A 25,895-nucleotide genomic window follows, 5' to 3' on the forward strand; every position below is an offset into this window, starting at 1 on the left:
TGGCCGGGGTGTGGCCGGGGTGTGGCCCACATCGCCCGGAACGACCCGTTCCGTCGCGCGCGCGCCCGTGCTACTAATGGTCTACACCACTTCGTGGACTAGACCACCAGCGGGCCCTCACCCCCTTTTTCAGCCGTGCGGCGCCCGCCTCCACCCGGAGGACACACCCCCATGAGCACGGACACCGCTGCGCCCGCGAAGAAGAAGAAGCGGGGCTCCGGCCTGTTCCAAGGACTGCAAAAGGTCGGCCGCAGCCTGCAACTGCCGATCGCCGTCCTGCCCGCGGCCGGCATACTCAACCGGCTCGGCCAGCCCGACGTCTTCGGCGACGAGGGCCTGAAGTGGCACGACGTCGCCGCCGCGTTCTCGGGCGCCGGCGGTGCCATCTTCGACAACCTGCCGCTGCTGTTCTGCATAGGCGTCGCCATCGGCTTCGCCAAGAAGTCCGACGGCTCCACCGCGCTGGCCGCGCTCGTCGGCTTCCTCGTCTACAAGAACGTGCTGGAGGCCTTTCCGGTTCACGAGGCGGTCGTCAAGGCGGGCGAGGACACGCCGCCCGTCTACAACGATCCCGGTGTCCTCGGCGGCGTCCTGATGGGACTCCTGTCGGCGATCGTCTGGCAGCGCTTCCACAAGACAAAGCTGGTCGACTGGCTCGGCTTCTTCAACGGCCGCCGCCTGGTACCGATCCTGATGGCCTTCGTCGGACTGGCCGTCGGCGTGGTCTTCACCCTCATCTGGGGCCCGATCGGCGACGCCATCACCTCCTTCGGCGAGTGGATGACGGGCCTGGGCGCCACCGGAGCGGGCATCTTCGGCCTGATCAACCGGGCGCTGATCCCCGTCGGGATGCACCAGTTCCTCAACACCGTGGCCTGGTTCCAGCTCGGCGACTACAAGAACGCCGCGGGGGACGTCGTCCACGGCGACATCGCCCGCTTCTTCGCCGGCGACCCGAGCGCGGGCCAGTTCATGTCGGGCTTCTTCCCCATCATGATGTTCGGCCTGCCCGCCGCCGCCATCGCCATCGCCCACTGCGCCAAGCCGCACCGCCGCAAAGCCGTGATGGGCATGATGGTCTCGCTGGCCCTGACCTCGTTCGTGACCGGCATCACCGAACCGATCGAGTTCACCTTCATGTTCATCGCGCCCGTCCTGTACGTGGTCCACGCGCTGCTGACGGCCGTGTCGATGGCGGTGACCTGGGTGTTCGGGGTGCACCACGGCTTCAGTTTCTCCGCCGGCTTCATCGACTACGCCATCAACTGGAGCCTGGCGAGCAAACCGTGGCTGATCATCCCGATCGGGCTGTGCTTCGCGGTGATCTACTACTCCCTCTTCCGCTTCCTCATCGTGAAGCTGGACATCAAGACGCCAGGGCGCGAGCCGGACGAAGAGGTCGAGGACCTCACGAAGTAGCCGGCCGACGGGCCGTACCGCACACAGCGGTGCGGCCCGTTGCTGTGTCCGCCCCTGCTACAGAGAGGGGAAGGGCAAGGGCTGGTGCGGCCTCACAGCTCGTAGACGGCTCCGGGGCGTGCCATCTCCACAGGCCCGTCGAAGGAGGTCTTCGCGTCCCGCAGGTTGACCTGCGGGTCCGTCCACGGCGGCACATGGGTGAGCACCAGCTGCGAGACGCCGGCCCCGGCGGCGACCTGCCCGGCCTGCCTGCCGTTGAGGTGGAGGCCCGGGATCTGTTCCTTGCCGTCCGTGAAGGACGCCTCGCACAGGAACAGGTCCGCGCCTCGCGCGGCACGCTCCAGGTTCGGACACGGCCCGGTGTCACCGGAGTAGGTGAGGACCTTGCCGCTCGCCCGGTGCTCGACCCGGAAGGCGTACGCCTCCACCGGGTGGTCGACCAGCTCGCTGCTGACCCGGAAGGGCCCTGCCTCGAACGTGCCGCCCGCGGTCAGCTCGTGGAAGGCGAAGACCTCGCTCATCGACGAGTCGGACGGGGTGTCGGCGTAGGCGGTGGTGAGCCGCTGCTCGGTGCCGGGCGGGCCGTGCACCGGGATCGGGCCGCAACGGCCGCCCTCGTGGCGGTAGTAGCGGGCGACGAAGTAGCCGCACATGTCGATGCAGTGGTCGGCGTGGAGGTGGCTGAGCGCGATGGCGTCGAGGTCGTAGAGGCCGCAGTGGCGTTGGAGCTCACCGAGCGCGCCGTTGCCCATGTCCAGGAGCAGCCGGAAGCCGTCGTCCTCGACCAGATAGCTCGAACAGGCCGATTCCGTTGACGGAAACGACCCGGAACAGCCGACGACGGTGAGCTTCATGGAGTGGGAACCTCCGTTGACGGCATGCGGGAGAAGTCCCCGTGTCGTGGACGAGGGGAATTCCGAGCGTAAGCCGCGCGGGTCCCGGTGCGTCCTCGGTGCGGCGTCGGTGTGGGCGGAATCACCAGCCCGGGGTAGCGTCGTTCCCCGGTGGCTGACGGCACAAACACCGCGGAGCGCGGTGCGGCGGCACCCGCCACACGGCGAGGATCGACGGGCGACGGGAGGCACGCTGTGGACACCACCTGGTGGCTGGCGCTCGGCGTCGTGATGCTGCTCGCCTTCGTGGCGGCGCTGGTGGACGGGCGCGGACGCCTCGGTCCCCGGCGCCGGGGCGCCGCCCGCGAGGCCCGTGCCGCCCGCCGGGGTCAGGCGCCCCTCCCCCGGCCCGGTGAGATCTGGCGCACCAGCCTGCCGGACGGCACCGAGCCGCTCTTCCTCGTCCTCACCGTCCGCACCGACGGCGCCCGGCTGGCGCGGTTGACCTCCGAGCCCTCGCCGCTGCGCGTCCTGCCCGCCGACGCCGCCGAGGGCCCCGCCTACCTGGAGCCCGGCACGGTCGCCGAAGTCGGTCTCGCCCGGCTGCGCGGCCGCCACGGCGAGGTGGACGCCGACGCCTGGGAGCGGGTCAGGCACCTGGCCGAGTGACCCGGCCCGGGGCCGTTGCACCCCGAGCCGGCGGAACCCGGACCCGAACGAGCGGTTCTACGCCCAGAGCTGGCCCTGCACGGTGGCGACCGCCTCCTCGTCCGTGGCGGCGGTGTAGAGGCCCGTCGACAGGTACTTCCAGCCGCCGTCCGCGACGATGAAGACCACATCGGCGCTCTCCCCCGCGCGCAGCGCCTTGCGGCCCACCCCGATCGCGGCGTGCAGCGCCGCCCCCGTGGAGACGCCGGCGAAGATGCCCTCCTGCGCGAGGAGTTCCCTGGTACGGGTGACCGCGTCCTCGGAGCCGACCGAGAAGCGGGTGGTGAGCACCGACTCGTCGTACAGCTCGGGCACGAAGCCCTCGTCCAGGTTGCGCAGCCCGTACACCAGGTCGTCGTAGCGCGGCTCGGCGGCGACGATCCGGATGCCGGGACGCTGCTCACGCAGGTAGCGGCCCGCGCCCATCAGCGTGCCCGTGGTGCCCAGGCCCGCGACGAAGTGGGTGACCGACGGCAGGTCGGCGAGGATCTCGGGGCCCGTCGTCGCGTAGTGGGCGCCCGCGTTGTCCGGGTTGCCGTACTGGTAGAGCATCACCCAGTCCGGGTGCTCGGCCGCCAGCTCCTTGGCCACCCGTACCGCCGTGTTGGAGCCGCCCGCCGCCGGGGAGGAGATGATCTCGGCGCCCCACATGGCGAGCAGCTGGCGGCGCTCCTCGCTGGTGTTCTCCGGCATGACGCAGACGATCCGGTAGCCCTTGAGCTTGGCCGCCATCGCCAGCGAGATGCCGGTGTTGCCCGAGGTGGGCTCCAGAATGGTGCAGCCCGGCTGCAACCGCCCTTCCTTCTCGGCCTGTTCGACCATGTGCAGGGCGGGGCGGTCCTTCACGGAACCGGTCGGGTTGCGGTCCTCCAGCTTCGCCCAGATCCGTACGTCCTCGGAGGGCGAGAGCCTCGGCAGCCGGACGAGCGGCGTGTTGCCGACGGCGTCGAGCGGGGAGTCGTAGCGCATCAGCGCATACCCACAGGGAGCGACCCTCCGGCCACGGCGGGCAGGATGGTGACGCTGTCGCCGTCGCTGAGCTGGGTGGAGATGCCGTCCAAGAAGCGCACGTCCTCGTCGTTGAGGTAGACGTTGACGAAGCGGCGCAGCTCACCGCCGTCCACCAGACGGTCCTTGATCCCGGCGTGCCTGCTCTCCAGGTCGGCGAACAGCTCGCCGACGGTGGCGCCCGTGCCCTCGACCGCCTTCTGGCCGTCGGTGTAGGTGCGGAGGATGGTCGGAATGCGGACCTCGATGGCCATGAGAGTGCTCCTGTCGGAGAGGAAGAGTGGCTTGTGCTGGCTTCTGCTGTGGGCAGGCGGGGGTGCACACGCGCTTACTGCGGGGCGGGGGCATCGGGGACACCGCGCCGCGGGGGCGCGGGTCAGGCCGGCCGACAGATCGCGCTGGCGAGGCGGCACAGGTCGACGTGCAGGCGCGCCACGAGCAGCATGCCCGGGGTCTTGTCGAAAGCGCTCACGTCGTGGACAACCATGGGCTCATCGTAACGATTCCCGGACAGGGAATCGGAGCTCGGTTTCATCATGCGGACGGATCCGTCTCACCATTGTGGGAGAAGCGTCCGTCAGTAGCTCTCGACGATCTTCACTTCCTCCTCGGTCACCTCGCCGTCCACGATGCGGAACGAACGGAAGGAGAACGGACCTTCGTCGTTCCCGCACTCGGCGGTGGAGACCAGGACGTAGTGGGCGCCGGGCTCGTTGGCGTAGGAGATGTCGGTACGCGAGGGGTAGGCCTCGGTGGCGGTGTGCGAGTGGTAGATCACCGCCGGCTCCTCGTCGCGGTCGTCCATCTCGCGGTAGAGCTTGAGCAGATCGCCGGAGTCGAACTCGTAGAAGGTGGGCGAGCGGGCCGCGTTCAGCATCGGGATGAACCGTTCGGGGCGGCCCCCACCGACCGGCCCCGCGATCACGCCGCAGGCCTCGTCGGGGTGGTCCTGGCGGGCGTGGGCGACGATCCGGTCGTGCAGCTCCTGCGTGATGGTCAGCATGGGGGCAAGGATATGCACGCCTCCGCACACACGTCCGGCCCTGCCCGGACGCGGACCGCGCGGAGCCGCACTCGGCGGACGGCGGCCCCTGCGCGAGGGGGCGCCTTCTCCCCGCGCGAGGGGGCGCGTCCCGGGTGCCAGGGGCCGCCTCCGCATGCCCAGGCGCCGCCTCCGCGTGCGAGGGGCCGGACCGTACCGGTGTGCGGTACGGTCCGGCCCCTGGACGCTGTGCGGCGCGGCGCCCCCGACCTGTGGTCGGGGCGCCCGGCCTCAGTCCTGGCCGGTGGCGGCCTCCGGCGCGAGCGTGCCGGCGCCCGGGGCCGCGTCGGCGATCACCGGGGCCGTTCCCACGCTCCGCGAGGTGCGGTGCGCGTGCGCGGTGTGGCGGGCGTGCAGCAGCCAGTAGGCGCCCAGCACCACGGCCCATCCCGCACCGACGTACAGCGAGATCCGCGCCGTCGGGTCGAGCGCGACGATCACCAGCACCATGGAGAGGAAGAGCAGCGCGACCCAGCTGAAGACGCTGCCGCCCGGAGCGGGGAAGCTGGACTTCGGCAGCCGCCCGGCGACGACCGCGCGCCGGTAGAGCAGGTGGCTGATGAGGATCATCATCCAGGTCCAGATACCGCACGCGGTGGCGACCGAGGTGACGTAGGCGAACGCCTTCTCCGGCACCACGTAGTTGAGCACCACACCGATGCCCATCAGCAGCACCGAGAGGGTGATGCCCGCGGCCGGGGAGTGCCGCGCGTTCAGCTTGCCGAAGTACGTCGGCGCCTCCCGGTTCTCCGCCAGGTCACGCAGCATGCGGCCGGTGGAGTACATGCCGGAGTTGCAGGAGGAGAGCGCCGCGGTCAGCACGACGAAGTTGACGATGCCGGCGCCGAGCGGAATGCCGATCTTGCCGAAGGCCGCCACGAAGGGGCTCACGCCGTCGGAGAACTCGGTCCACTTGACCACCGAGAGGATCACGACCAGCGAGCCGACGTAGAAGATGATGATGCGCCACGGCAGCGTGTTGATCGCCTTGGGCAGCGTCGTCTTGGGGTCCTGGCTCTCGCCGGCCGTGATACCGACCAGTTCGACCGCGATGTAGGCGAACATCACGCCCTGGAGCGTCATCAGGCTGGAGCCGATGCCGGTCGGGAAGAAGCCGTCGTGGGCCCACAGGTTGCTGACGGCGGCGGTGTCACCGGCCTGGGAGAAGCCCAGGGTGAGCACGCCGAGACCGATCACGATCATGCCGATGATCGCGGTGACCTTGATCATCGAGAACCAGAACTCGACCTCGCCGAAGACCTTCACCGAGATCAGGTTCACCCCGAACAGCACCACCAGGAAGACCAGCGCGCTGACCCACTGCGGAATGTCCGGGAACCAGTAGTGGATGTAGATCGCCGCCGCGGTCAGCTCGGCCATGCCGGTCACGACCCACAGCAGCCAGTACGTCCAGCCCGTCACGAAGCCGAAGAACGGCCCGAGGAACTCGCGGGCGTACTCCGCGAAGCTGCCGGAGACGGGCCGGTACATCAGCAGCTCGCCCAGCGCCCGCATGATGAAGAAGATGACGACGCCCGCCAGGGCGTACATCAGGATGATGCTGGGTCCCGCCTTGGCGATGTTCGCACCGGCCCCCATGAACAGGCCGACACCGATCGCACCGCCGATGGCGATCATCTGGACCTGGCGACTGCCCAGCCCTCGCTGGTAGCCCTCGTCGGAAGGCCCGGCTCCGTCGCCGCTGCCGCCCGTGCTTGCGGATCCGGGTTCTCCCCTGCCGTCCGCGACCTGCTCGGAGGTCATGTGGTGCGCCTTTCTCCATACCGACCCGGCCTGTCCGGATCGGGTTCCGATCCCCCCGGATGGAGTTGTGCGTGCCGGCGATCGGCCGGCGTGTGCGCCACTGTGCGGGCAGGGGTGGTGCCCGCGAGACAGCGGATCGTGCAGGTGTACCACGCAGGACTGTCCACGACGAGTGGTACAGACCACAGATAGAAGGGGCAGAGACGGACATCGCACCCGGAAAAATCCCCGCCGTGATCCGTTCGTTAACCGGTCTTTGCTCTTCATTTAACGAACAATGGAGGGGGGAAAACCAGGACGAACAGGGGCAATCCGAGGGGCCCGGGCTCCGGTGACGGGGGCCGGGAGAAGCAGACGTTCAGGGCGTCAGTGTCTCGACCAGTGTCTCCTGGAGGCTGCCGAGCCACAGGTACGCCATCACCAGCGGCTTCCGCTCGTCGGAGTCGGGCAGCGAGTACAGCTCGTCGTCGCTGTCGTCGGACACCTCCAGGCGGGTGCCGAGCGCCAGCCGCAGGTCGTTGAGCGTGCCCAGCCACCGCCGGGACTCCTCGGGCCCGAGCGTCAGCACGGCGCCGCGGTCACCCGGCGTCAGCGCGTCCAGCGACCGGACGACGGCCAGCCCGTCCTCCCGCTTGCGCGCCCGCAGGTCGTTCTCCGTGTAGCGGCGGAACTCGGCCGAGGCGCCACGGTCGTGCCGGGCCCGCGCGGCCTCGTCGCTGCCCGGCTCCGCCTCGGGGGAGGGCCCGGGGCCAGGGCCTGGACCGTAGGCGTCGGGGAAGAGCCGGGCCAGCACCGGGTCAGAGGGCGGCTCGCTGGGCCCGTCGGCGAACGACGGCCAGGAGACGGCCTCGATACCCGCCAGCTCCTCCTCCATGCTGTCGCCCTTGGCGCCCTCGCCCGGCGGGGTCTCCGGCCTCGGCGGCTCGGCGGGCTCGGTGCCGGGGCCGATCAGCTCCAGCAGCTGCACCGTGAGGCTCCGCAGAATGGAGATCTCCACCTCGTCCAGCGCGATGGCCGCGCCGCCGGCCTCGGCCGGCTCGAACTGCCCGGCCATCAGCGGTCCTGGGTGAGCGTCGCCCACAGCCCGTAGCTGTGCATGGCCTGCACGTCGCGCTCCATCTCCTCGCGGGTGCCGCTGGAGACGATGGCGCGCCCCTTGTGGTGGACGTCGAGCATCAGTTTCTTCGCCTTCTCCTTCGAATAGCCGAAGTACGCCTGGAACACGTAGGTCACATAGCTCATGAGATTGACCGGGTCGTTGTGCACGACGGTCACCCAGGGCACATCCGGCTCAGGAACCTCCACGGGCTCCTCGCTGGTCTCCGGGCGCTCGATCTCCATCGGGGTGGCGACACTCACAGGTCCCATGCTGCCACCCGGCACCCACGGGCGCCCAAACGGCGGCCACGACGACCGTATATCGTCAGCCTGACGAAATCCGGGGTACGCTCGCAGCGACCTACCCGAACACACGAGGTGAGCAGCAGTGCTGGAATCCCCCCAGGGACAGCCCCCGCACGAGAACCGGCAGGAACACGCCCGGCGGATGGAGACGGGGCTGCCGGTGTCCGTCCCCTCGACGGCGCTCTTCACCGACCAGTACGAGCTGACGATGCTCCAGGCCGCGCTGCACGCCGGAACCGCCGAGCGCCGCTCCGTCTTCGAGGTCTTCACCCGCAGGCTGCCCGAAGGCCGCCGCTACGGGGTCGTCGCCGGCACCGGACGCGTCCTCGACGCCGTCGAGAACTTCCGCTTCGACGACCAGATGCTCCAGTTCCTCGGCGAGACCGACGTCGTCGACGAGCCCACCCTGGAGTGGCTCGCCGACTACCGCTTCCGCGGCGACATCCTCGGCTACCCCGAGGGCGAGGTCTACTTCCCCGGCTCGCCCCTGCTGCGCGTCGAAGGCACCTTCGCCGAGTGCGTACTCCTGGAGACGGTGATCCTCTCCATCCTCAACCACGACTCCGCCGTCGCCGCCGCGGCCTCCCGCATGGCCGTCGCCGCCGGCGGCCGCCCCCTGATCGAGATGGGCGCCCGCCGCACCCACGAACTCGGCGCCGTCGCCGCCTCCCGCTCCGCCTACGTCGGCGGCTTCGACACCACCTCCGACCTCGCCGCGGGATTCCGCTACGGCATCCCCACCGTCGGCACCAGCGCCCACGCCTTCACCCTCCTCCACGACACCGAACGCGACGCCTTCCGCGCCCAGGTCGACTCCCTCGGCAGCGGCACCACGCTGCTCGTCGACACCTACGACGTCGCCGAAGCCGTCCGCACCGCCGTCGAGGTGGCGGGCCCCGAGCTCGGCGCCGTCCGCATCGACTCCGGCGACCTGCTGCTCGTCGCCCACCGCGTACGCCAGCAGCTCGACGAGCTCGGCGCCACCAGGACGAGGATCGTCGTCACCAGCGACCTCGACGAGTACGCCATCGCCTCCCTGGCCGCCGCGCCCGTCGACGCCTACGGCGTCGGCACCCAGCTCGTCACCGGCAGCGGCCACCCCACGGCGTCCATGGTCTACAAACTGGTCGCCCGCGCCGACAGCGACGACCCCGCGGCCCCGCTGCGGCCCGTCGCCAAACGCTCCCTCGGCGGCAAAACCTCCCTCGGCGGCGCCAAGTGGGCCGCCCGGCCGCTGGACGCCGACGGCGTGGCCGAGGCCGAGATCGTCGGCAGCGGCCCCGTGCCGGAGGAGCTCGCCGCCCACCAGCTCCAGGTCCCGCTCGTCGAGAACGGGACCGTCGTCGGCCGGGAACCGCTCGAAGCCGCACGCGAACGCCACCGGGCCTCCCTCGCCCGGCTCCCCATGTCCGCGATGCAGCTCTCACGCGGAGAGCCCGTCCTGCCGGTCGAACACCGCTGAGACGGCCGTGCGGCGCCGCTGAGGCGGGGGCCCGTGCGGTGCCGCTCAAACGGACCGTTCGGCACCGCTCAGGCGGCTCGTGCGGCGCAGATCAGGCGGCCGTGGGACACCACCGGGACGCCGGTGGGACACCGCTGAGACCGCCGTGCGGCATCGTCAGGACGGGCGGTCGTCTCAGCGGGGCGGGGGGGAGCGGGCCCCGTCGTGCACCAGCCGCCGCCCCCAGGGGCCGGCCGGCCGCGCGAAGGCGCCCGCGCACTGCCGCGGGGGCCCGCGAGTGTCTAGTCTCGAAAGCGACGGGCGGCGGCCCGGCACCCCGCAGCACCAGCACCGCGTTGCCCCGGGCAACCCGCCACGGCCGCCATCCCCGGTCCGTCCCCCACCCAGTCGACCCACCAGCCGAAAGGTGTGCACCATGCACCGGGCACTGATCGTCGTGGATGTCCAGAACGACTTCTGCGAGGGCGGCAGCCTCGCCGTCACCGGCGGCGCCGACGTGGCGGCCGCCATCACCGACCTGATCGGGGACGCGTCCGCCGGCTACCGCCACGTCGTCGCCACCCGGGACACGCACATCGACCCCGGCGACCACTTCTCCGACACCCCCGACTTCGTCCACTCCTGGCCGCCGCACTGCGTGGCAGGCACCGAGGGCGTCGGCTTCCATCCCAACTTCACCCCCGCCGTCGCCTCGGGATCCATCGAAGCCGTCTTCGACAAGGGCGCCTACACCGCCGCCTACAGCGGCTTCGAGGGCGCCGACGAGAACGGCCTCTCCCTCGCCGCCTGGCTGCGCGAGCGGAACGTCGCCGAGGTCGACATCGTCGGCATCGCCACCGACCACTGCGTACGCGAGACCGCGCTGGACGCCGCCGGCGAGGGCTTCCGCACCCAGGTGCTGCTGGACCTGACGGCGGGCGTCAGCGAGGAGACCGTCCAGCGCGCCCTTGAGGAGCTCCGCGACGCCGGCGTCGAGCTGACCGGCAAGCCGGTCGTCACACCGGCCTGACGCCGCCGCCCCTGCGGGTGGCGACCCCGCCTGTGGCGGCCCCGCCCAGCCACGACCACCCCGGACCGCACGCGGCGGCCGGCGGCCTCCCGTGCCGCCCCCGTCCTGCGCCTCCCGGCACAGGGCCCGCAGGACGGGCCCTACGCCGGGGTCGCCCGCAGGAGAGCGGCGATGGGGCGCCAGGAGTGGTGCGCGTCGTCGGGAACGGCGCGCCACACCAGGCCCTCGGGGTGGTGCAGCACCGCGGTGACCTCGTCCGCGGTGGGTGGCTCGGTGTTGCCCCGCAGGTAGATCGCCCGCAGGCCGAGATTGCGCAGGCGGGTGAGGGCACGGGGCCGGTTGGCCGCGTGCACCAGCACCCGGACCCGCTGCTCCTCGCCGGGTCTGCGCACGGTCGCCTCCCGCACCGTGTGCGGTTCGTCGGCAAACGCCGACCAGCGGCGCGAGGCGGGCAGCAGCCCTGAGCGGCGGGCCGTGCCGCCACCCCCCTCGGCGCTCCGCGCGCTCGGGGCAGCGGGCGCCGCGCCGTGCGGCTCGCGCGGCACCGGAAGCGTCAGCGCGACGATCACGCTGCCGTCCGGCAGCCTGACGAATCCGCCTCCTGACATGATCACCATCTCCCCCGTGAGACTCGTTCGGGTACGTCCTGTCCGGGGCCGCCGAGGAGCAGCCCCACCAGGCATCTAAACGCGATCGCGCGCCGATCGCCAGGGGGTAACGGATGATCATGTTTTGACCTGCAACGATGCAAACAAATTCATTCCTGGGTTGCACGACCGTCGATCACCCGTTCCCGGAACCGCCCATTCTGGCATCTTCACGCCCCCTTTACAGCGGGTAATCAGCCCACCTGTGCGCCCTTTTTGCCAGCTTTTACCCCTCTTGTCCGCAGTAGTTGAACCGGCGACCATCTCCCGCACCTCCATTGGCCGGACCGCTGACGACCCCCCGGAACGCGGCGGGCAGTTGCGGAAGCGGAACGTCCAACTCCCCATCAGATAACGGGTGCGAACACCGGTGCAGGGGGCTTCGGAGGGAGCACGTACCGTCCCAGCGCGCGGGAGACCACGACAGGGCCCACGGGCGCTTCCCAAGAGCCCCGGCCCGTCCGCCAGTTGGGACGCCTTGGCCGTCGTGCGTCCGTGCGCCCCCCGTGCAACAGGGGCGTGGGTCAGCTCACGCTTGCGGCGCTTTCCGCCAGGGCATCCCGGACCGTAGAGTCGTTCGATGGCGCCCCGTTCGTACCGAGTCAACGAGTAGCGCGCAACGACCCGTTCACGTCCAGACCGTGTCCACTCCCCCGAGGACGGATCCGCCATGCCGCGTCCGAACCCCGCCCAACTCCTCTACGGCTCGGCCACCGTCATCTGCTCCACCCTCGCCATGCTGCTGCTCTCCCAGACGCGTTCGGTCGTCTGGACAGCCGCGATCGCCGTCACGGCACTCGCACTTGGCCTGCTGGTGGCACTGACTGCCCCGTCGGCGCACGCCAGGCTCAGGCGACGTGCCTCGGTCGGGCGGGTGACGGCCCCCTCCCCCGCCCAGCCGGCCCGGCACGGTCGGCCCGACGCCCTCACGGCCTCGCATGCCACCGCCGCCCCCGCCGCATCCGCGACGCCCGCGGGTATGGGGGTCCGCCACTGACGCCGGCCGCCGCCCGCCACGCCTCCCGCGGTCCGGCTCAGTCCGCCGCGACCACGACCGTCTTGGCCGCCTTGTCGTGCAGACACTGCTGGTACGGCTTGTCCCACGTGCAGAACAACACGTTCACCAGCCAGAACAGGAAACCGATGCACGGCACCAGCGGCGGGATCTGGTAGACGGCGGCCCGCAGCCACCCCGGCGAGCCCGCCGGCACGGCACCGTTTTGCAGTATCGCGACCCGGATGCGCATCAGCTTCTTGCCGACCGTCTGCCCCGACGTCGTCAGCATCAGGCCCTCGTACACCAGGTAGACGACGGTGTAGGCCAACTGCGGCCAGTAGGCGTATCCGTCGTAGCCGTTGTCGTACGAGTAGCCGCCCTCGACCAGCCCGGCGATGATGCCGATGGGGATGCCGATGAGGAGCGCGTCGATGATGCGGGCCAGCAGGCGCTTGCCCCGGGACGCCAGCGGGGGCATCCCCGCGAGGGGGTCGGCGGCGCCCGCCGGGCCGCCGTACGGGTTGTCGTACGGGCTGCCGTAGCCTCCGCCGCCCCCGTAACCGCCAGCGCCCCCGTAGCCGCCGCCGCCCGGGGGTGGCGGATTGCCGTAGGGGCCGCCGGTACCGCCTGTGCCGTCCGGCGGCGGGGGCGGAGGCGGTTCAGCCCCCTGGCCCGACGGCTCCCGTCCGGGGGGCTGCTGGGACCCGCCGGGGTCCGAGGGCGGCTGCTGCGGTCGCTGCGGATTACGGAACGGATCGTTGTCGGGCTGCTCCGTGCTCATGGCCCGAGTGCACAGCCCCGCGCCGCCGGCCGCATCCTTAAGCGGGCCGTTCGGGGGAACAGGCAGGCACCGCGGCCGCCCGCCGGGGCCGTCGCCGCTAGGGAGTGTCTTCGAAGTAGCGGCGTCCGCCCGGAGGGCGGGCCTGGCGGTGTCTGGTGCGTGCGCTCGCAAGGCGGAGGAGGGAGTCCCTGCGTGGGGGCACCTCCCGGGGCGAACGAAGCCGAGCCCTGGGGGAAGCGGCGACCGACGACAACGCCGCGAGCGTGCGTGCCAGGCGCCGCCAGGCAGGCGGGACTTTGAAGACACGACCTAGAGGCGGAGTTCGGCGCTCGTGCCGCCCTTGGCGACGAACGTGCCCGCCACCTTGTCGTGCCAGCACTGCCGCCAGGGACGGTCGAACAGACACCACGCCACGTCGACCACGCCGATCACCAGGACACCGAGGGCTCCGTGGACCAGCCACCGCAGCAGCGACTTCGCGAACCCCGGCTTGCCGTACCCCTCGATGTTGACCACGCAGATCCCGAACAGCTTCTTGCCGAGTGTGCGCCCCCAACGGGCCGTCGGCAGCACCTCGTAGAGGAGTCCGAAGACGACGAGCACGCCGAGGACGAGCCCGAGATAGCCGCCGGTGGTGCCGTCCACCAGCCACACCTGCCGCGTCACGCCCGCCTGCTCGACGGCGTCGATCTTGGCCTCGATGTGGTCGACGGCCTTGCCCACGAACGGGAACGCGGCGGCCGCGCCCACCGCGAGGGTGAGCACCAGGTCGACGAGCCTGGCACCGAGCCGCCTGCCCAGCGCCGCGGGACGCGCCTCCTGCGCCGCCACCCGGGAGAACGGGTCGTCGACGGGCGGCCGCCACGGCGTCACGGCGTCGGGTCCGCCCGACTGCGGCTGCGCGGGCAGGCCCGCGACCTGCTGGTGAGCCGGGGGACCCGAGGGCGCGGGGTGCGACCAGGAGGGCGCGACCGCCCCCTGCGCCGCCGCACCGTCCGCCCGCACGGGTGACATCGCCGCGGCCTGCGCGGGCGCGCCGTGCCCAGGCCCCTGCCCCGGAGCGCCCGACGCCTCCCGCTGCCCCGGCAGGGCCGGTGCCTGTTCCTGTCGGGGCAGCAGCTGCCCGGGGGCGTGGGCTTGCGGTTGTGCCTGGGCCTGGGGTTGCTGTTGTGCCTGGCGTCGCGGATGGTCCTGCGCTTGGGCCTCGGCCTGGGCTTGCGCCGGTGCCGGCATCTCGGCCGCCGGTGCGGCAGAGGCGGGAGAGGCAGGCCCACGTCCCACCGGAGGAACGCCCGGAGCCGCTCCGCTGCGCGCGGGCGCTCCCTGCTCGCTCGCGTCGGCACGCCTGGAGGCCGAACCACTTGTGACGGTCGGCCCCGCCGGACCGGGCCCGGCCTGTGCCGGGTCCGCACGGCCGGGGCCCGCCTGACCCGGCACGCGGCCGTCCGACTGCTCCGGCACCGTGCGTCCCGGTGCCGCAGCGCCGTGCCTGGACCCCTGAGATGCCAGCTCGGTCCGGGGCGGCTTCGCGGGTGCTTCCTGCCGGGACTGCCGGGGCTCTCCGGGGCGCCGGCCCGGGAGGGCTTCGGCGCTGCCCTGTCCGGCGCTGTCAGCCGTGCGCTCCGCGGCACTGTCCGCGTCGGGCGCGTCGGGTGTGGCGGGTGTGCCGGTACGGCGGTCGGGGCCCAGCACCTCGGAGCGGCGGAGGCCGACCGTGTGTTCGCGGCCGCCCGACGCCGCGGGGTTCACGCCCTCGGGCGTGGGCGTGGCTGCCGGGTCGGGCGCCGTCGCGCCCAAGGAGGGAGCGTCCGTGCCCCAGCCGCCGCGCGGGTCCGCAGGCGGGCCGAAGCCCGCCTGGGCCGGCACGTCCGCGCGGCCGCCCCCGGCGGGACCGGTGCCAGGACCGGCGTCTGCGGGGGCTGCCGCCGCGTTGCTTCCGGTACCGGCGCCCGCGTCCGCCACGCTACCCGCGCCCGCACCCGTGTCTGCGTCTGCGTCTGCGTCTGCGTCGAGGAAGACCGGTCCTGTCTCGTCGGACGGTGAGCGGCGCGGTCTGGCGGGCGGCCCGGCGGGGCCCTCCTGGCCTGCCGTGGCAGGCGGCGTGGGGGCGGTGGCGGGAGAGGACGCCACGGGCGGGGGCGCGGGCATGGGTTCGCCCTCGCGCGGCTCCGGACGACTGGTGCCGGGCACCCACGACGTGCCGTTCCAGTAGCGGATGTACCCGGGGATGGACGGATCCGGGTAGTACCCCGCACGGGGTACCTCACCATGAGCACCGGAGGGCCCCACTGCCTCCAACTCCCCTCACCAACGACACCTTTGACCTGTCCCCGGCGGCGCCCTGTGCTGGGCCGCCACCGGCGGCGCGGCGGGAACCTCCGCCTGTCCAAGGAGGACAGTAACGAAGAAGACCGCCCGGGGAGGAAGCAGACGGGTGTGAAGCCCGCCTTCGAGCGAACCTCGAACGGCTCGCGGCCGCGCTCGTCACCCGCTCGTCACCTGCCCGTACCCGGTGTCGCACGGCCCGGCGAGGAGTCCTGGGAAAAAAGTCCCGGGAAAGTCCCGGAACCCGTGTAACGAACCGCGGGGGACGGCCTCTAACTCTGTGCGGGCCTCGCGCAGCGGCTCGCACAGCGACAGAGGAAAGGGCGCAGGCTATGCACACCGTCGTCGAACGTGAAGTCGAGATGAGGCTCGTCCTCGCGCCGGAGCGCAGCGTGGCCGTCCCGGCTCGGCTCAGCTACCGCACGGACGATCCCTTCGCCGTCCACGTGACCTTCCACATCCACTCCATGACCCCGGTCCGCTGGACGTTCGCGCGGCAACTGCTGGTCCAGGGCGTCGCCCAGCCGTGCGGGGACGGTGACGTGCGGGTGTGGCCGACCAGCGTGGTGGGCCGGAAGGTGGTGTGCATGGCCCTCAGCTCGCCGCACGGGGACGCGTTGCTGGAGGCGCCCGCCCCGGTGCTGGCGGCCTGGCTCGAACGGACGCTGCACGCGGTCCCGGAGGGCGACGAGCAGAACGCGATGGGCCTGGACGCCCAGTTGAGCGAGCTGCTGCGGCCATGAGGCGAGGCACTCGGGGCCGGCCGGCCCCGAGTGCCGTCGGTTCCAGTCGGGTCGAATCGCGGGGCGGCGCGGGGCGCGTTCGGACCGGCGGGGCCCGTTCGGACCGGCGGGGCCCCGTCCCGCGAAAGAGCACCGCACGGAGGCCCTCCGGACGTGCCCCGACACTCGTTCGGGTGGCCCGCCGGCCCGCCGGTGTCCGTGGGCGCCGGGCCGGTGGTTTCCCTGGGCACCGGTCCAAAGACGGGGCCTCGGCCTCCCTCGCGCCGTCCTCTCCTCCCGGCCCATCCGGCTGCGGACGCCGACCGAGTCCGGAGTGGGGGAGCGCCGCCGCTGCGAGCAGGCCCCGCCCCGTGACCTGTCGCTCCCCGCTCCGGTGATCTGTTTCTCCACAGCACCGTGAACTTTTGCCCGGTGCCCGCCATCTCACCTCACGTACCGGTCGGCGTTCCACGGTTGACGCGCCGGTGGTCAGCGGGCCGGGTCGGCGCCCCCGTCGCCGATCCGGCCCGCTTCACGTCCGGTCGCCTCCGGCCGCATTCGCTCACGTCACCCTCGCTCTCGGGCACTCAAGGGCTCGGGCTCAAGGGCTCAAGGGCTCAAGGGCTCAGAACAGCTTGCCCGGGTTGAGGATGCCGTGCGGGTCGAAGGCGCTCTTGACGGCGCGGTGCAGATCCAGGCTGACCGGGCCCAGTTCCTCGGCCAGCCAGGTCTTCTTCAGCAGGCCGACCCCGTGCTCGCCGGTGATGGTGCCGCCCAGCCGCAGCCCCAGTTCCATGATCTCGTCGAAGGAGATCCGGGCGCGGCGGGACTCGTCCTCGTCGGTGGCGTCGAAGCAGACCGTGGGGTGGGTGTTGCCGTCCCCTGCGTGGGCGCAGACCCCGATGGTCAGGCCGTGCCGCTCGGCGATCTCGGCGGTGCCGCCCAGCAGGTCCGCGAGGCGGGTGCGCGGGACGCAGACGTCGTCGATCATCGAGGTGCCCTTGACGGCCTCGAGGGCGGTGAGCGCGGCCCGCCGCGCCTGAAGCAGCATCTCGGACTCGGCCGGGTCCTCGGCCGGCACCACCTCGCTGGCCCCGGCCGCCGCGCACAGGTCGCCGACCGCGCGCAGCTGCGGTGCGGGGTCCGGCGTGTCGAAGGCCGCGAGCAGCAGGGCTTCGGTGGTCTCGGGGAGTCCCATCTTCGTCATGTCGTTGACGGCCCGCACCGTCGTGCGGTCCATCAGCTCCAGCAGTGCGGGCGTGTGACCGGCCTCCATGATCCGGCAGACCGCGTCGCAGGCCGCGTCCGTGGAGGGGAACTCGGCGGCGAGCGCGAGCTGCCGTGAGGGTTCGGCCTTCAGTGCGAGGGTGGCCCGGACGACGATGCCCAGGCTGCCCTCCGAGCCGACGATCAGCCGGGTGAGGTCGTATCCGGCCACGCCCTTGGCGGTGCGGCGTCCGGTGGTCAGCAGCCGGCCGTCCGCGAGGACGACGTCGAGCCCGAGCACGTATTCGGCCGTCACCCCGTACTTGACGCAGCACAGCCCGCCGGATCCGGTGCCGATGTTGCCGCCGATCGTGCACATCTCCCAACTGGAGGGGTCGGGAGGGTAGAAGAGTCCGTGCTCGTTCACGGCGCGGGAGAGCGTGGCGTTGACGACGCCCGGCTCGACGACCGCGATCCGGTCGACCGGGTTGATCTCCAGGATGCGGTCCATCCGTACGAGGGACAGCAGTACGCATCCGTCGGTGGCGTTCGCCGCCCCGGACAAGCCCGTGCGGGCGCCCTGCGCGACGACGGGGGTCCGCAGGCCGTTCGCGGTGCGCATGGTGTGCTGGACCTGTTCGACGGTGCGCGGTACGACGACGGCCGCCGGGGCGCCGGCGGGGCAGAAGCCGGCCATGTCCTTCGCGTAGGAGGCGAGGACGTCGGGGTCGGTCAGCAGCGCGTCCTCGGGGAGGCCTTCGGCCAGCCGTTCGATCAGCTCGCTCATGCCCCCAGCCTGGCAGTCGGCGGACGGCACGGGAAGGCCCCGGACCTGCTGTTCCCGCTGTTCCGGTCTGGGCACCGCCCTGTCACCTGACCGCTGTCACGGGCGGTGGGAGGGCGGGGCCCAGGCTCCCCTCCTACAGGTTGCCGCGCCGGTCCTGCTCCCGCTCGATGGCTTCGAACAGCGCCTTGAAGTTGCCCTTGCCGAAGCCCATGGAGCCGTGCCGCTCGATCATTTCGAAGAAGACGGTCGGACGGTCCTGGACCGGCTTGGTGAAGATTTGCAGCAGGTAGCCGTCCTCGTCCCGGTCGACGAGGATCTTCAGCTCGCGGAGGGTCTCCACGGGCACGCGGGTCTCGCCCGCCCACTCCCCCAGCGTGTCGTAGTACGTGTCGGGGGTGTCGAGGAACTGGACACCCGCGGCCCGCATGGCCCGCACCGAGGAGACGATGTCGTTCGTGGCGAGCGCGATGTGCTGGACGCCGGCGCCGCCGTAGAACTCCAGGTACTCGTCGATCTGGGACTTCTTCTGGGCGACGGCGGGCTCGTTGATGGGGAACTTGACCTTGAGCGTGCCGTCGGCGACGACCTTCGACATGAGCGCGGAGTACTCGGTGGCGATGTCGTCGCCGATGAACTCCTTCATGTTCGTGAAGCCCATGACCTTGTTGTAGAAGGCGACCCACTCGTTCATCCGGCCGAGTTCGACGTTGCCGACGCAGTGGTCGACGGCCTGGAAGACCCTCTTCTCCGGCGGCGCGACCATCGGCTCCACGGTGGCGAAGCCGGGCAGGTAGGGGCCGTCGTAGCCGGTGCGTTCGACGAGCGTGTGGCGGGTCTCGCCGTAGGTGGCGATGGCGGCGCGGACGACGGTGCCGTGCTCGTCCTTGGTCTCGTAGGGCTCCTCGATGCCGCGAGCACCGTGTTCGACGGCGTACGCGTACGCCGCGCGGGCGTCCGGGACCTCGATGGCCAGGTCGATGACGCCGTCCCCGTGGGCGGCGACGTGCTCGGCGAGGAAGCGGCCCCAGTCGGTGGCGGGGCGGATGACGGAGGTGAAGACGAACCGGGCCGAGCCGGATTCCAGGACGTAACTCGCCGTCTCCCGGCTGCCGTTCTCGGGACCTGAGTAGGCGACGGTCCGCATGCCGAAGGCGGTGGAGTAGTAGTGCGCTGCCTGCTTGGCGTTGCCGACGGCGAAGACGACCGCGTCCATCCCCTTGACCGGGAAGGGGTCTGCCTGCCGTGCGGTCTGCGGGGCTGCTGCGCTGGTGGGTGTTCCCGGGGATGCAGTCATGGCGGAAGCGTCCCGCCGGTCCGCAAGGTGCGCAATAGTTTGCGTTTTCACTGGGCACCTTGTTCAGCAGGACCCGGGTTCGGGCGGACGATGTGCGCAATCTGTGCACCCTCGCTCCGCCCGAACGCCCACGCCGCAGGGAGAGGACGCCATGGGCATCGACCGGCTGGACGCGCGCATGCTGGAACTGCTCGCCGAGGAGCCCAGAATCGGCGTGCTGGAGCTGTCCCGCCGACTCGGTGTGGCCCGCGGGACGGCGCAGGCACGGCTCGACCGGCTGACCTCGGGCGGGGTCATCCGCGGCTTCGGCCCCGAGGTCGACCCGGCCGCCCTCGGCTATCCGGTCACCGCGTTCGCCACCCTGGAGATCAAACAGGGCCAGGGCGCCGGCGTACGGGCGCACCTGGCGACGGTGCCCGAGGTGCTGGAGCTGCACACCACGACCGGCAGCGGCGACATGCTCTGCCGGCTGGTGGCCCGCTCGAACGCCGACCTGCAACGGGTGATCGACCTGGTCGTCGGCATCCAGGGCATCGTCCGCGCGTCCACCGCCATCGTCATGGAGAACCCGGTGCCCCCGCGCATCGTCCCCCTCGTCCGCCAGGCCGCCGACGACAGCGAGCACCGGTGAGGAGGCCCGCACGGGCCGGAGCGGGTGCGCTCACCGGCTGCGGGCCGGTACGCGGCGGGCGGTGCTGCCGGCTCCGTAGAAGGACGGATCCAGTCGGCCGGTCAGGGCCAGGAAGGTGACGAACGCGCCGGTGACGATCCAGCCGGGCCAGCCCGCGACACCCATGTGCAGGGGGTCCAGCGCTGCCTGCGGATCAGCGAACTGCTTGACCATGCCGACGCTCACCGAACTCACGAACGCGTGGCCGATGACGGCGGGTACGACCGAGCCGGAGCGCAGCCGCAGCCAGGTGAAGACCGGCAGTATGAGCAGGCAGCTCGCCAGCATGGCGGGCACCGACACGTACCAGGGATGGCCCGGGTACTGGCCGCCCATCAGCAGCGTGGGCATGTGCCACAGGGCGAAGGCCGTGCCGGTGAGTACGTAGGCCCGTATCAGACTCCGGCGACCGCCGTCCCCGGCGAGGCGCGGGAAAAGATAGCCCTGCCAGCCCAGTTCCTCGCCGAAGAACAGTGGCAGCGACACCAGCATGTTCAGCACGGCTCCGGCGGCCCACGCGCCGGACCCGCCCCAGTGCACTCCCCCGAACGGGTAGCGGCCGGCGAGCGCACCGAGGGCAAGGGCGGCGGCGGTGAGGACCGCGGGGACGGCGAAGGCCACCAGGCATGCCCGTGCGGTACGCCCCCAGGGCTTCGGCCACCGCAGGGCGAGGGTGTCCCGCACCCGTGCGCTGCGCTCGACGCAGCGGACGACGAGGATCGCCGCCAGGGCAGGGGCCACCATCGCGGCCGCGATACACACCTCCTCCAGCGCGCCGGTCTCCTCGCGTGCGTCGCCACGCCGGTAAGCAGTGGCCAGGAGGGGTGACATGGCCGCCCACATGCCGGCGTAGGCGACGCCGAGGTAGACCAGCAGGCCGCGCCGGCGGACAACGAGCGGTAAGGACCCGGTTGACGAGGGCCCGGTTGAGAGCGTCATGACGCCGAGGCTATGGAGCGGCGCACCGGCGACGAATCCGGCTGGGGCGCCTGTCGGCGGTGTACGTAGCACCCCGTCCGCGCGAGGCCCTGCCTACTGGACGGGGGCCCGGACGGCCGCCCACGCACTCAGCAGTGCGGGATCTTCCCGTCCGTGCGGATCTTTTTGAGCGCGTCGAGCGCGCCGTCCAGTGTGCTCACCGGTACCAGCCGCAGCCCCGCGGGCAGCTGGGCGCCCGCCTCGCCGCACTGCGACTTGGGTACCAGGAAGTAGGTGGCTCCGTCGCGCCGTGCGGCCTGGGTCTTGAGCGGGATGCCGCCGACCGGGCCGACCTCGCCCTTCCCGTCGATGGTGCCCGTGCCCGCGATGGTGCGGCCACCGGTGAGCCCTCCGGTGCCGGTACCGTCGCCGTCCAGTTTGTCGACGATGCCGAGCGCGAAGAACAGGCCGGCGCTGGGCCCGCCCACATCGCCGAGGCGCAGCGTGACATCGACGTCGTCCGGGGACCTGTTCAGCTGCCGCAGGGCGGCGGTGACGGCCTCGTCCTGGGAGTTCTTCATCTCCTGGGCGATGCGCCGCTCGGCGTCCCGGGTGTCGCCGCCGCCGGGGTAGACGGCCTCCCGGGGCATCACGGCCCGGTCGTCGCGGAACCAGGAGCGCACCACGTCGGGGAGGCGCACGGTGGCCTCGGGCTGGGTGGCGGCGATGGTCACCGACAGCAGCCGCCCCTTGTCGTTGCCGTCCTCGCCCCCCGGCCGCGTGCCCTCGACGGAGATGACGGGCTTGCCGCCGCGCTTGCCGAGCACGTTCGCGGTCTCCCCCGGCTGGGCGAGCGAGTACGGCAGCGGTGCGCACAGCACCACGATGAACAGCAGGACGACGGGCAGCGCGCACAGCGCGAGGACGCGGCCACGGGTCAGCCGCGGGCGCGGGCTGCCGGGGCCCTGGGTGCGGGGGCTGGATTCGGACACCCCCGCAATCTACCGACTCCGGCAGGGGCGGAGCGCGCGCGGGGCGGCACGGTGCCCTGCCCCCGGCGACGCGGCGCGCGGCACGGAGGGAAGGACCCCCGGTGACGCAGCGCGGCGCCGCGACTCGGCACAGCCGTGAAGCACAGCGACTCGCACAGCCGAGCAGCGCAGCCCGTCAGCGCAGCGCGTCCGCCACCTGGTTGGCGGCGCGGACGACGCGGTGCCCGATGCGTTCGGGCACCGTCTCGCAGAGCATGACCACGCCCACGCTGCCCTCGATGCCGCCGACCCCGAGCACGGGGGCGGCGGCACCGCTGGCGCCCGCCTCCAGTTCGCCGTGGGTGAGGACGAACCCGGGCTCCCGTTCGTCGTCGGGTCTGCGCCCGTCGAGGATCGCCCGGCCCGCGGCCCCCTTGTCGAGGGGGTGGCGGAAGCCGGTGCGGTAGGCCACGTGGTAGTCCGTCCAGCTCGGCTCGACGACCGCGACCGCCAGTGCCTCGGTGCCGTCGACCAGGGTGAGGTGCGCGGTGGCGCCGACCTCCTCGGCCAGCGCGCGGAGCGCGGGCAGTGCCGCCTCTCTGACCAGCGGGTGGACCTGTCGTCCGAGGCGGAGCACACCGAGTCCGACGCGGGCCCTGCCGCCCAGGTCGCGGCGGACCAGGGCGTGTTGTTCCAAGGTGGCGAGCAGCCGGTAGACCACCGTGCGGTTGACGCCGAGCTTGTTGGACAGCTCGGTGACGGTGAGGCCGTGGTCGGTGTCGGCCAGTAATTTGAGGACACGCAGCCCTCGGTCGAGCGTCTGAGAGGTCTCCGCGGTCACGACGCCCCCCTCCCTCGGGTGAGTGACGGCAGCCGCGGATGCCGACGCGTGAGGGGCCTCCTCCCCGGCCCCCCGGCCTGGGTCGGCACCCCGAGCGCAGCGCTGGAGGCCGCCGGTCGCGGTGGCACTTGCAAGAGCTGTTCCGTCACAAGCTGGGCAAGCTGAGTGTCAACGAGTAACCGGCCGCCCGTGGCGGCACCGCCACGGGTCGTGTGTCCGGGGAATGTAGCGAGGCGCACCGCTGACCGGAAGAGTCTGTCCAGAATCCGGTCCTCGGGTGCCCGCGTTCGCCGTGAACATCCCGAAAAAGCCGCCCTCGCGGCGTGCGGGAACGGGCTCTCGGGAGGTACGGAAACGGGCTTTCGGGAGAAAGCGCGGGCCCGATCGGGCAGGGCACGCTACTTCATGCGCGTCGCCCACTCGCGGACCTTGGCTATCCGGGCCTCGATCTGCCCGGCCGTCGCCTCAGCGCTGGGCGGCCCGCCGCAGACGCGGCGCAGCTCGGTGTGGACGACACCGTGCGGCTTGCCGCTCTGGTGGACGTAGGCGCCGACGAGGGTGTTGAGCTGTTTCCGCTTCTCCAGCAGTTCCTTGTGCGTGACGACGGGGCGCTGCTCCGCGGGCTTCTCCAGCAGGTCGGCCTCGCTGTCCGGCTTCTTCCTGCTGTGCGCGATCTGCCGCGCCTGCCGCTTCTGGAGCAGCATCTGCACCTGGTCGGGCTCCAGCAGTCCGGGGATGCCGAGGTAGTCCTGCTCCTCCTCGCTGCCCGGGTGCGCCTGCATGCCGAACTCGGCGCCGTCGTACATCACCCGGTCGAAGACGGCGTCGGACTCCAGCGCCTCGAAGGGCAGCTGGTCCTGCTCCCCGGTGTCCTCGTCCTTCTCCTGCTCGGCCTCCTTGAGCAGGTCGGCCTCTTCGGCGTAGGGGTCGTCCTCGGTGTCCTTCTTGGGCTTGTCGAGGACGTGGTCGCGCTCGACCTCCATCTCGTTCGCGAAGGTCAGCAGCGTGGGGATCGTCGGCACGAAGACCGAGGCGGTCTCGCCGCGCCGCCGGGAGCGGACGAAGCGGCCGACGGCCTGCGCGAAGAACAGCGGCGTGGAGACGGTCGTCGCGTACACCCCGACCGCGAGGCGTGGCACGTCGACGCCCTCGGAGACCATGCGGACGGCGACCATCCACTGGTCCGTGGAGTGCCGGAAGTCCTCGATGCGTTGCGAAGCCCCCGTGTCGTCGGACAGGACGACGGTGGGCCGGCTTCCGGTGATCTCGCGCAGCAGCTTGGCGTAGGCGCGGGCCTGGTCCTGGTCGGAGGCGATGACCAGGCCGCCGGCGTCGGGCACCGCCTTGCGGACCTCGCTCAGCCGGTGGTCGGCCGCGCGCAGCACCGCGGGCATCCACTCGCCGCGCGGGTCGAGCGCGGTGCGCCAGGCCTGGGAGACGGCGTCCTTGGTCATCGGCTCGCCGAGCCGCGCCTCGATCTCGTCCCCCGCCTTGGTGCGCCAGCGCATGTTGCCGCTGTAGGAGAGGAAGATGACCGGCCGTACGACGCCGTTGGCGAGCGCGTCGCCGTAGCCGTAGGTGTAGTCGGCCACCGAGCGGCGCACCCCGTCGCCGTCCTCGGCGTACTCGACGAACGGGATCGGGTTGGTGTCCGAGCGGAAGGGCGTGCCGGTCAGTGCCAGGCGCCGGGTCGCCGGCTCGAACGCCTCCAGGCACGCCTCGCCCCAGGAGCGGCTGTCACCGGCGTGGTGGATCTCGTCGAGGATGACGAGGGTCTTGCGCTGTTCGACGCGGTTGCGGTGCAGCATGGGCCGCACTCCGACGCCCGCGTAGGTGACGGCGACCCCGTGGTACTCCTTGCTCAGCGGCCCCGCGCTGTAGTCGGGGTCCAGCTTGATCCCCACGCGCGCCGCCGCCTCGGCCCACTGCTTCTTCAGGTGCTCGGTCGGCGCGACGACGGTCACCTGCTGCACGACGTGGTGGTGCAGCAGCCAGGAGGCGAGCGTCAGCGCGAACGTGGTCTTGCCCGCGCCCGGGGTCGCGACCGCCAGGAAGTCGCGCGGCTGCCGCTCCAGGTACGCGTCCATCGCCGCCTGCTGCCAGGCCCGCAGCTTGTTGGCCGTGCCCCAGGGGGCCCGGCCCGGGAAGGCGGGTGACAGGTGCGTGTTGTTGCTGGGGGTGGTGGGGGTGGTAGTCACGGTCTCCGGGGCGACGGGTGCGGGTACGGGCGGCACGGCGGCCGCCGGCTCGGCGGCCGGCGGGGCGTGGCCGTCCGCAACCCTACCGGGGGCGCGGGGTGTCCTGGCCGGCTGCCGGGGGCTGTGACCAACGTCCCGCCAGCCACACCCCGGGGCCCTCCGCCAGGCAGCGCCTGAGCGCCGCCCCGCTGCTGGGCACCATGGTGCCGGGGAGCTCGCCGGTGGACACCCAGCGGACCGCCGCGTGCTTGTCCGGCTCCCGGTTGCACGGTTCGCCGCGCCAGCGGTGCGCCTCGAAGACGACGACGAGGTAGCCGTTCGGGGCCTCCACGCCCCACGGTCCGTGGACGACGTGGGCGAGACTCAGGTCTTCCGGCGCCACCGTGAGCCCGGTCTCCTCCCACAGTTCGCGCACGGCGGTGCGGGTCACCGGTTCGCCCGGTTCGCTCTTGCCGGTGGGCAGGTCCCACAGGCCCTGCCCGAACTTCGCCGCGGGGCCGCGTTCGAGCAGGAGGACACGTCCGGCGGCACGGTCGTGCACGACGACGGCAGCGGCCAGCAACGTCATGGCCCCCAGGGCGGGTTCCAGTCCTTCCGGTCGGGCGGGGAGTGCCACGGGGTGTCCTTTCCTCCGGTGCTCGGTGTCCGGTGTCCCGGGGCGGCGGGCGCCGCGCTCCTCGGTGAGTGATTGTCCCGGAAACCGGACTGCCCCGGGCGGGGCCGGAGGGACCGGGCGGAGCCGGGGTGACCGGGGCCGGCCCCCGTCACCCCCCGCCTCGCGTTCGTGCGCGCGCGGTTGTGTGCGGTTCCGGGGGGAGTTGGTGAAGGAGGGGCAACCCTGCGGCCGCCTCGTGTGTCTCATGTATGAACGACCATCGCACCGGTCCCG

At 72.0% G+C, this 25,895-nt stretch carries 25 protein-coding genes; 7 read left to right on the forward strand and 18 right to left on the reverse strand.

Translation table 11 applies throughout. From position 1 onward, the window contains the following. Positions 1–171: 171 nt before the first annotated feature. Positions 172–1,419 (forward strand): PTS transporter subunit EIIC, encoded by a 1,248-nt coding sequence (locus DQ392_RS02110; RefSeq protein ID WP_114013733.1) that lies wholly within the window; start codon positions 172–174, stop codon positions 1,417–1,419. A 92-nt stretch (positions 1,420–1,511) separates the two neighbouring features. Here DQ392_RS02110 and DQ392_RS02115 read toward each other — a convergent pair whose 3' ends face one another. Continuing rightward, a complete protein-coding gene (locus DQ392_RS02115) occupies positions 1,512–2,273 on the reverse strand; it encodes an MBL fold metallo-hydrolase (RefSeq protein WP_114013734.1) in 762 nt (253 codons plus the stop codon). A gap of 234 nt (positions 2,274–2,507) precedes the next feature. Between DQ392_RS02115 and DQ392_RS02120 the strand changes: the two genes are divergently transcribed. Further along, on the forward strand, positions 2,508–2,921 hold the full coding sequence (locus DQ392_RS02120) for a type II toxin-antitoxin system PemK/MazF family toxin (RefSeq protein WP_114013735.1): 414 nt from the start codon (positions 2,508–2,510) through the stop codon (positions 2,919–2,921). Between the two features lie 57 nt (positions 2,922–2,978). Here the strand turns inward: DQ392_RS02120 and DQ392_RS02125 are convergent, their stop codons facing one another. The 7 genes from DQ392_RS02125 to clpS all read right to left on the reverse strand — a co-directional run bounded on the left by DQ392_RS02125 (position 2,979) and on the right by clpS (position 8,142). After that, positions 2,979–3,929 (reverse strand): PLP-dependent cysteine synthase family protein, encoded by a 951-nt coding sequence (locus DQ392_RS02125; RefSeq protein ID WP_114013736.1) that lies wholly within the window; start codon positions 3,927–3,929, stop codon positions 2,979–2,981. After that, a complete protein-coding gene (locus tag DQ392_RS02130) occupies positions 3,929–4,222 on the reverse strand; it encodes a MoaD/ThiS family protein (RefSeq protein WP_114013737.1) in 294 nt (97 codons plus the stop codon). The genes DQ392_RS02125 and DQ392_RS02130 overlap by 1 nt, the downstream gene beginning before the upstream one ends. A gap of 122 nt (positions 4,223–4,344) precedes the next feature. Next, a complete protein-coding gene (locus DQ392_RS35950; protein WP_341483251.1) occupies positions 4,345–4,455 on the reverse strand; it encodes a putative leader peptide in 111 nt (36 codons plus the stop codon). Positions 4,456–4,545: 90 nt separating this feature from the next. Next, positions 4,546–4,971, reverse strand: coding sequence for a M67 family metallopeptidase (locus DQ392_RS02135; RefSeq protein ID WP_114013738.1), 426 nt, complete (start codon positions 4,969–4,971; stop codon positions 4,546–4,548). A 270-nt stretch (positions 4,972–5,241) separates the two neighbouring features. After that, positions 5,242–6,774, reverse strand: coding sequence for an amino acid permease (locus DQ392_RS02140; RefSeq protein ID WP_114013739.1), 1,533 nt, complete (start codon positions 6,772–6,774; stop codon positions 5,242–5,244). Between the two features lie 358 nt (positions 6,775–7,132). Further along, a complete protein-coding gene (locus DQ392_RS02145) occupies positions 7,133–7,828 on the reverse strand; it encodes a DUF2017 domain-containing protein (RefSeq protein ID WP_114013740.1) in 696 nt (231 codons plus the stop codon). Further along, positions 7,828–8,142 carry an ATP-dependent Clp protease adapter ClpS gene (clpS, locus tag DQ392_RS02150; RefSeq protein ID WP_114013741.1) on the reverse strand — a complete coding sequence of 105 codons (315 nt, stop codon included), beginning with the start codon at positions 8,140–8,142 and terminating at the stop codon, positions 7,828–7,830. The genes DQ392_RS02145 and clpS overlap by 1 nt, the downstream gene beginning before the upstream one ends. Positions 8,143–8,320: 178 nt before the next feature. Between clpS and DQ392_RS02155 the strand changes: the two genes are divergently transcribed. After that, positions 8,321–9,640 carry a nicotinate phosphoribosyltransferase gene (locus DQ392_RS02155; protein ID WP_114013839.1) on the forward strand — a complete coding sequence of 440 codons (1,320 nt, stop codon included), beginning with the start codon at positions 8,321–8,323 and terminating at the stop codon, positions 9,638–9,640. Positions 9,641–10,055: 415 nt separating this feature from the next. Continuing rightward, on the forward strand, positions 10,056–10,649 hold the full coding sequence (locus tag DQ392_RS02160; RefSeq protein WP_114013742.1) for an isochorismatase family protein: 594 nt from the start codon (positions 10,056–10,058) through the stop codon (positions 10,647–10,649). Between the two features lie 140 nt (positions 10,650–10,789). On the opposite strand, the gene DQ392_RS34975 is transcribed toward DQ392_RS02160, so the two are convergent. Continuing rightward, on the reverse strand, positions 10,790–11,056 hold the full coding sequence (locus DQ392_RS34975; protein WP_245981112.1) for a hypothetical protein: 267 nt from the start codon (positions 11,054–11,056) through the stop codon (positions 10,790–10,792). A gap of 910 nt (positions 11,057–11,966) precedes the next feature. Between DQ392_RS34975 and DQ392_RS02170 the strand changes: the two genes are divergently transcribed. After that, positions 11,967–12,293: a hypothetical protein gene (locus DQ392_RS02170; protein WP_114013744.1), complete on the forward strand. Its 327-nt coding sequence runs from the start codon at positions 11,967–11,969 to the stop codon at positions 12,291–12,293. A gap of 37 nt (positions 12,294–12,330) precedes the next feature. Here DQ392_RS02170 and DQ392_RS02175 read toward each other — a convergent pair whose 3' ends face one another. Together DQ392_RS02175 and DQ392_RS02180 are read right to left on the reverse strand one after the other, a co-directional pair. Beyond that, entirely contained in the window at positions 12,331–13,074 is a 744-nt protein-coding gene (locus tag DQ392_RS02175; protein WP_114013745.1) for an RDD family protein, read from the reverse strand. Positions 13,075–13,383: 309 nt separating this feature from the next. Then, complete coding sequence (locus DQ392_RS02180; RefSeq protein WP_114013746.1) at positions 13,384–15,363, reverse strand: RDD family protein; 1,980 nt, start codon at positions 15,361–15,363, stop codon at positions 13,384–13,386. Positions 15,364–15,731: 368 nt separating this feature from the next. Between DQ392_RS02180 and DQ392_RS02185 the strand changes: the two genes are divergently transcribed. Continuing rightward, entirely contained in the window at positions 15,732–16,142 is a 411-nt protein-coding gene (locus DQ392_RS02185; RefSeq protein WP_114013747.1) for an SsgA family sporulation/cell division regulator, read from the forward strand. Between the two features lie 604 nt (positions 16,143–16,746). Here DQ392_RS02185 and DQ392_RS02190 read toward each other — a convergent pair. Both DQ392_RS02190 and hppD read right to left on the reverse strand, forming a co-directional pair. Continuing rightward, positions 16,747–18,114 (reverse strand): FAD-binding oxidoreductase, encoded by a 1,368-nt coding sequence (locus tag DQ392_RS02190; protein WP_114013840.1) that lies wholly within the window; start codon positions 18,112–18,114, stop codon positions 16,747–16,749. A gap of 133 nt (positions 18,115–18,247) precedes the next feature. After that, positions 18,248–19,408, reverse strand: a complete 1,161-nt coding sequence (gene hppD, locus DQ392_RS02195) for a 4-hydroxyphenylpyruvate dioxygenase (RefSeq protein ID WP_114013748.1) — start codon at positions 19,406–19,408, stop codon at positions 18,248–18,250. Positions 19,409–19,559: 151 nt separating this feature from the next. Between hppD and DQ392_RS02200 the strand changes: the two genes are divergently transcribed. Continuing rightward, on the forward strand, positions 19,560–20,039 hold the full coding sequence (locus DQ392_RS02200; protein WP_114013749.1) for an Lrp/AsnC family transcriptional regulator: 480 nt from the start codon (positions 19,560–19,562) through the stop codon (positions 20,037–20,039). A 30-nt stretch (positions 20,040–20,069) separates the two neighbouring features. On the opposite strand, the gene DQ392_RS02205 is transcribed toward DQ392_RS02200, so the two are convergent. The 5 genes from DQ392_RS02205 to DQ392_RS02225 form a co-directional block, all read right to left on the reverse strand. Then, on the reverse strand, positions 20,070–21,017 hold the full coding sequence (locus tag DQ392_RS02205) for a CPBP family intramembrane glutamic endopeptidase (protein WP_220182583.1): 948 nt from the start codon (positions 21,015–21,017) through the stop codon (positions 20,070–20,072). Between the two features lie 128 nt (positions 21,018–21,145). Beyond that, the gene (locus tag DQ392_RS02210; protein WP_114013750.1) at positions 21,146–21,988 is read right to left on the reverse strand and encodes a S16 family serine protease; all 843 of its coding nucleotides are present in this window, start codon (positions 21,986–21,988) and stop codon (positions 21,146–21,148) included. A gap of 175 nt (positions 21,989–22,163) precedes the next feature. After that, the gene (locus tag DQ392_RS02215; protein ID WP_114013751.1) at positions 22,164–22,808 is read right to left on the reverse strand and encodes an IclR family transcriptional regulator; all 645 of its coding nucleotides are present in this window, start codon (positions 22,806–22,808) and stop codon (positions 22,164–22,166) included. A gap of 398 nt (positions 22,809–23,206) precedes the next feature. Then, positions 23,207–25,006 (reverse strand): DEAD/DEAH box helicase, encoded by a 1,800-nt coding sequence (locus DQ392_RS02220; RefSeq protein ID WP_114013842.1) that lies wholly within the window; start codon positions 25,004–25,006, stop codon positions 23,207–23,209. An 82-nt stretch (positions 25,007–25,088) separates the two neighbouring features. Beyond that, on the reverse strand, positions 25,089–25,574 hold the full coding sequence (locus DQ392_RS02225) for an NUDIX domain-containing protein (RefSeq protein WP_114013843.1): 486 nt from the start codon (positions 25,572–25,574) through the stop codon (positions 25,089–25,091). Between the last annotated feature and the right edge of the window lie 321 nt (positions 25,575–25,895).

Origin of the sequence: Streptomyces reniochalinae (assembly GCF_003323735.1) — a bacterium.
In the GTDB taxonomy this organism is placed as follows: Bacteria; Actinomycetota; Actinomycetes; order Streptomycetales; family Streptomycetaceae; genus Streptomyces; species Streptomyces reniochalinae.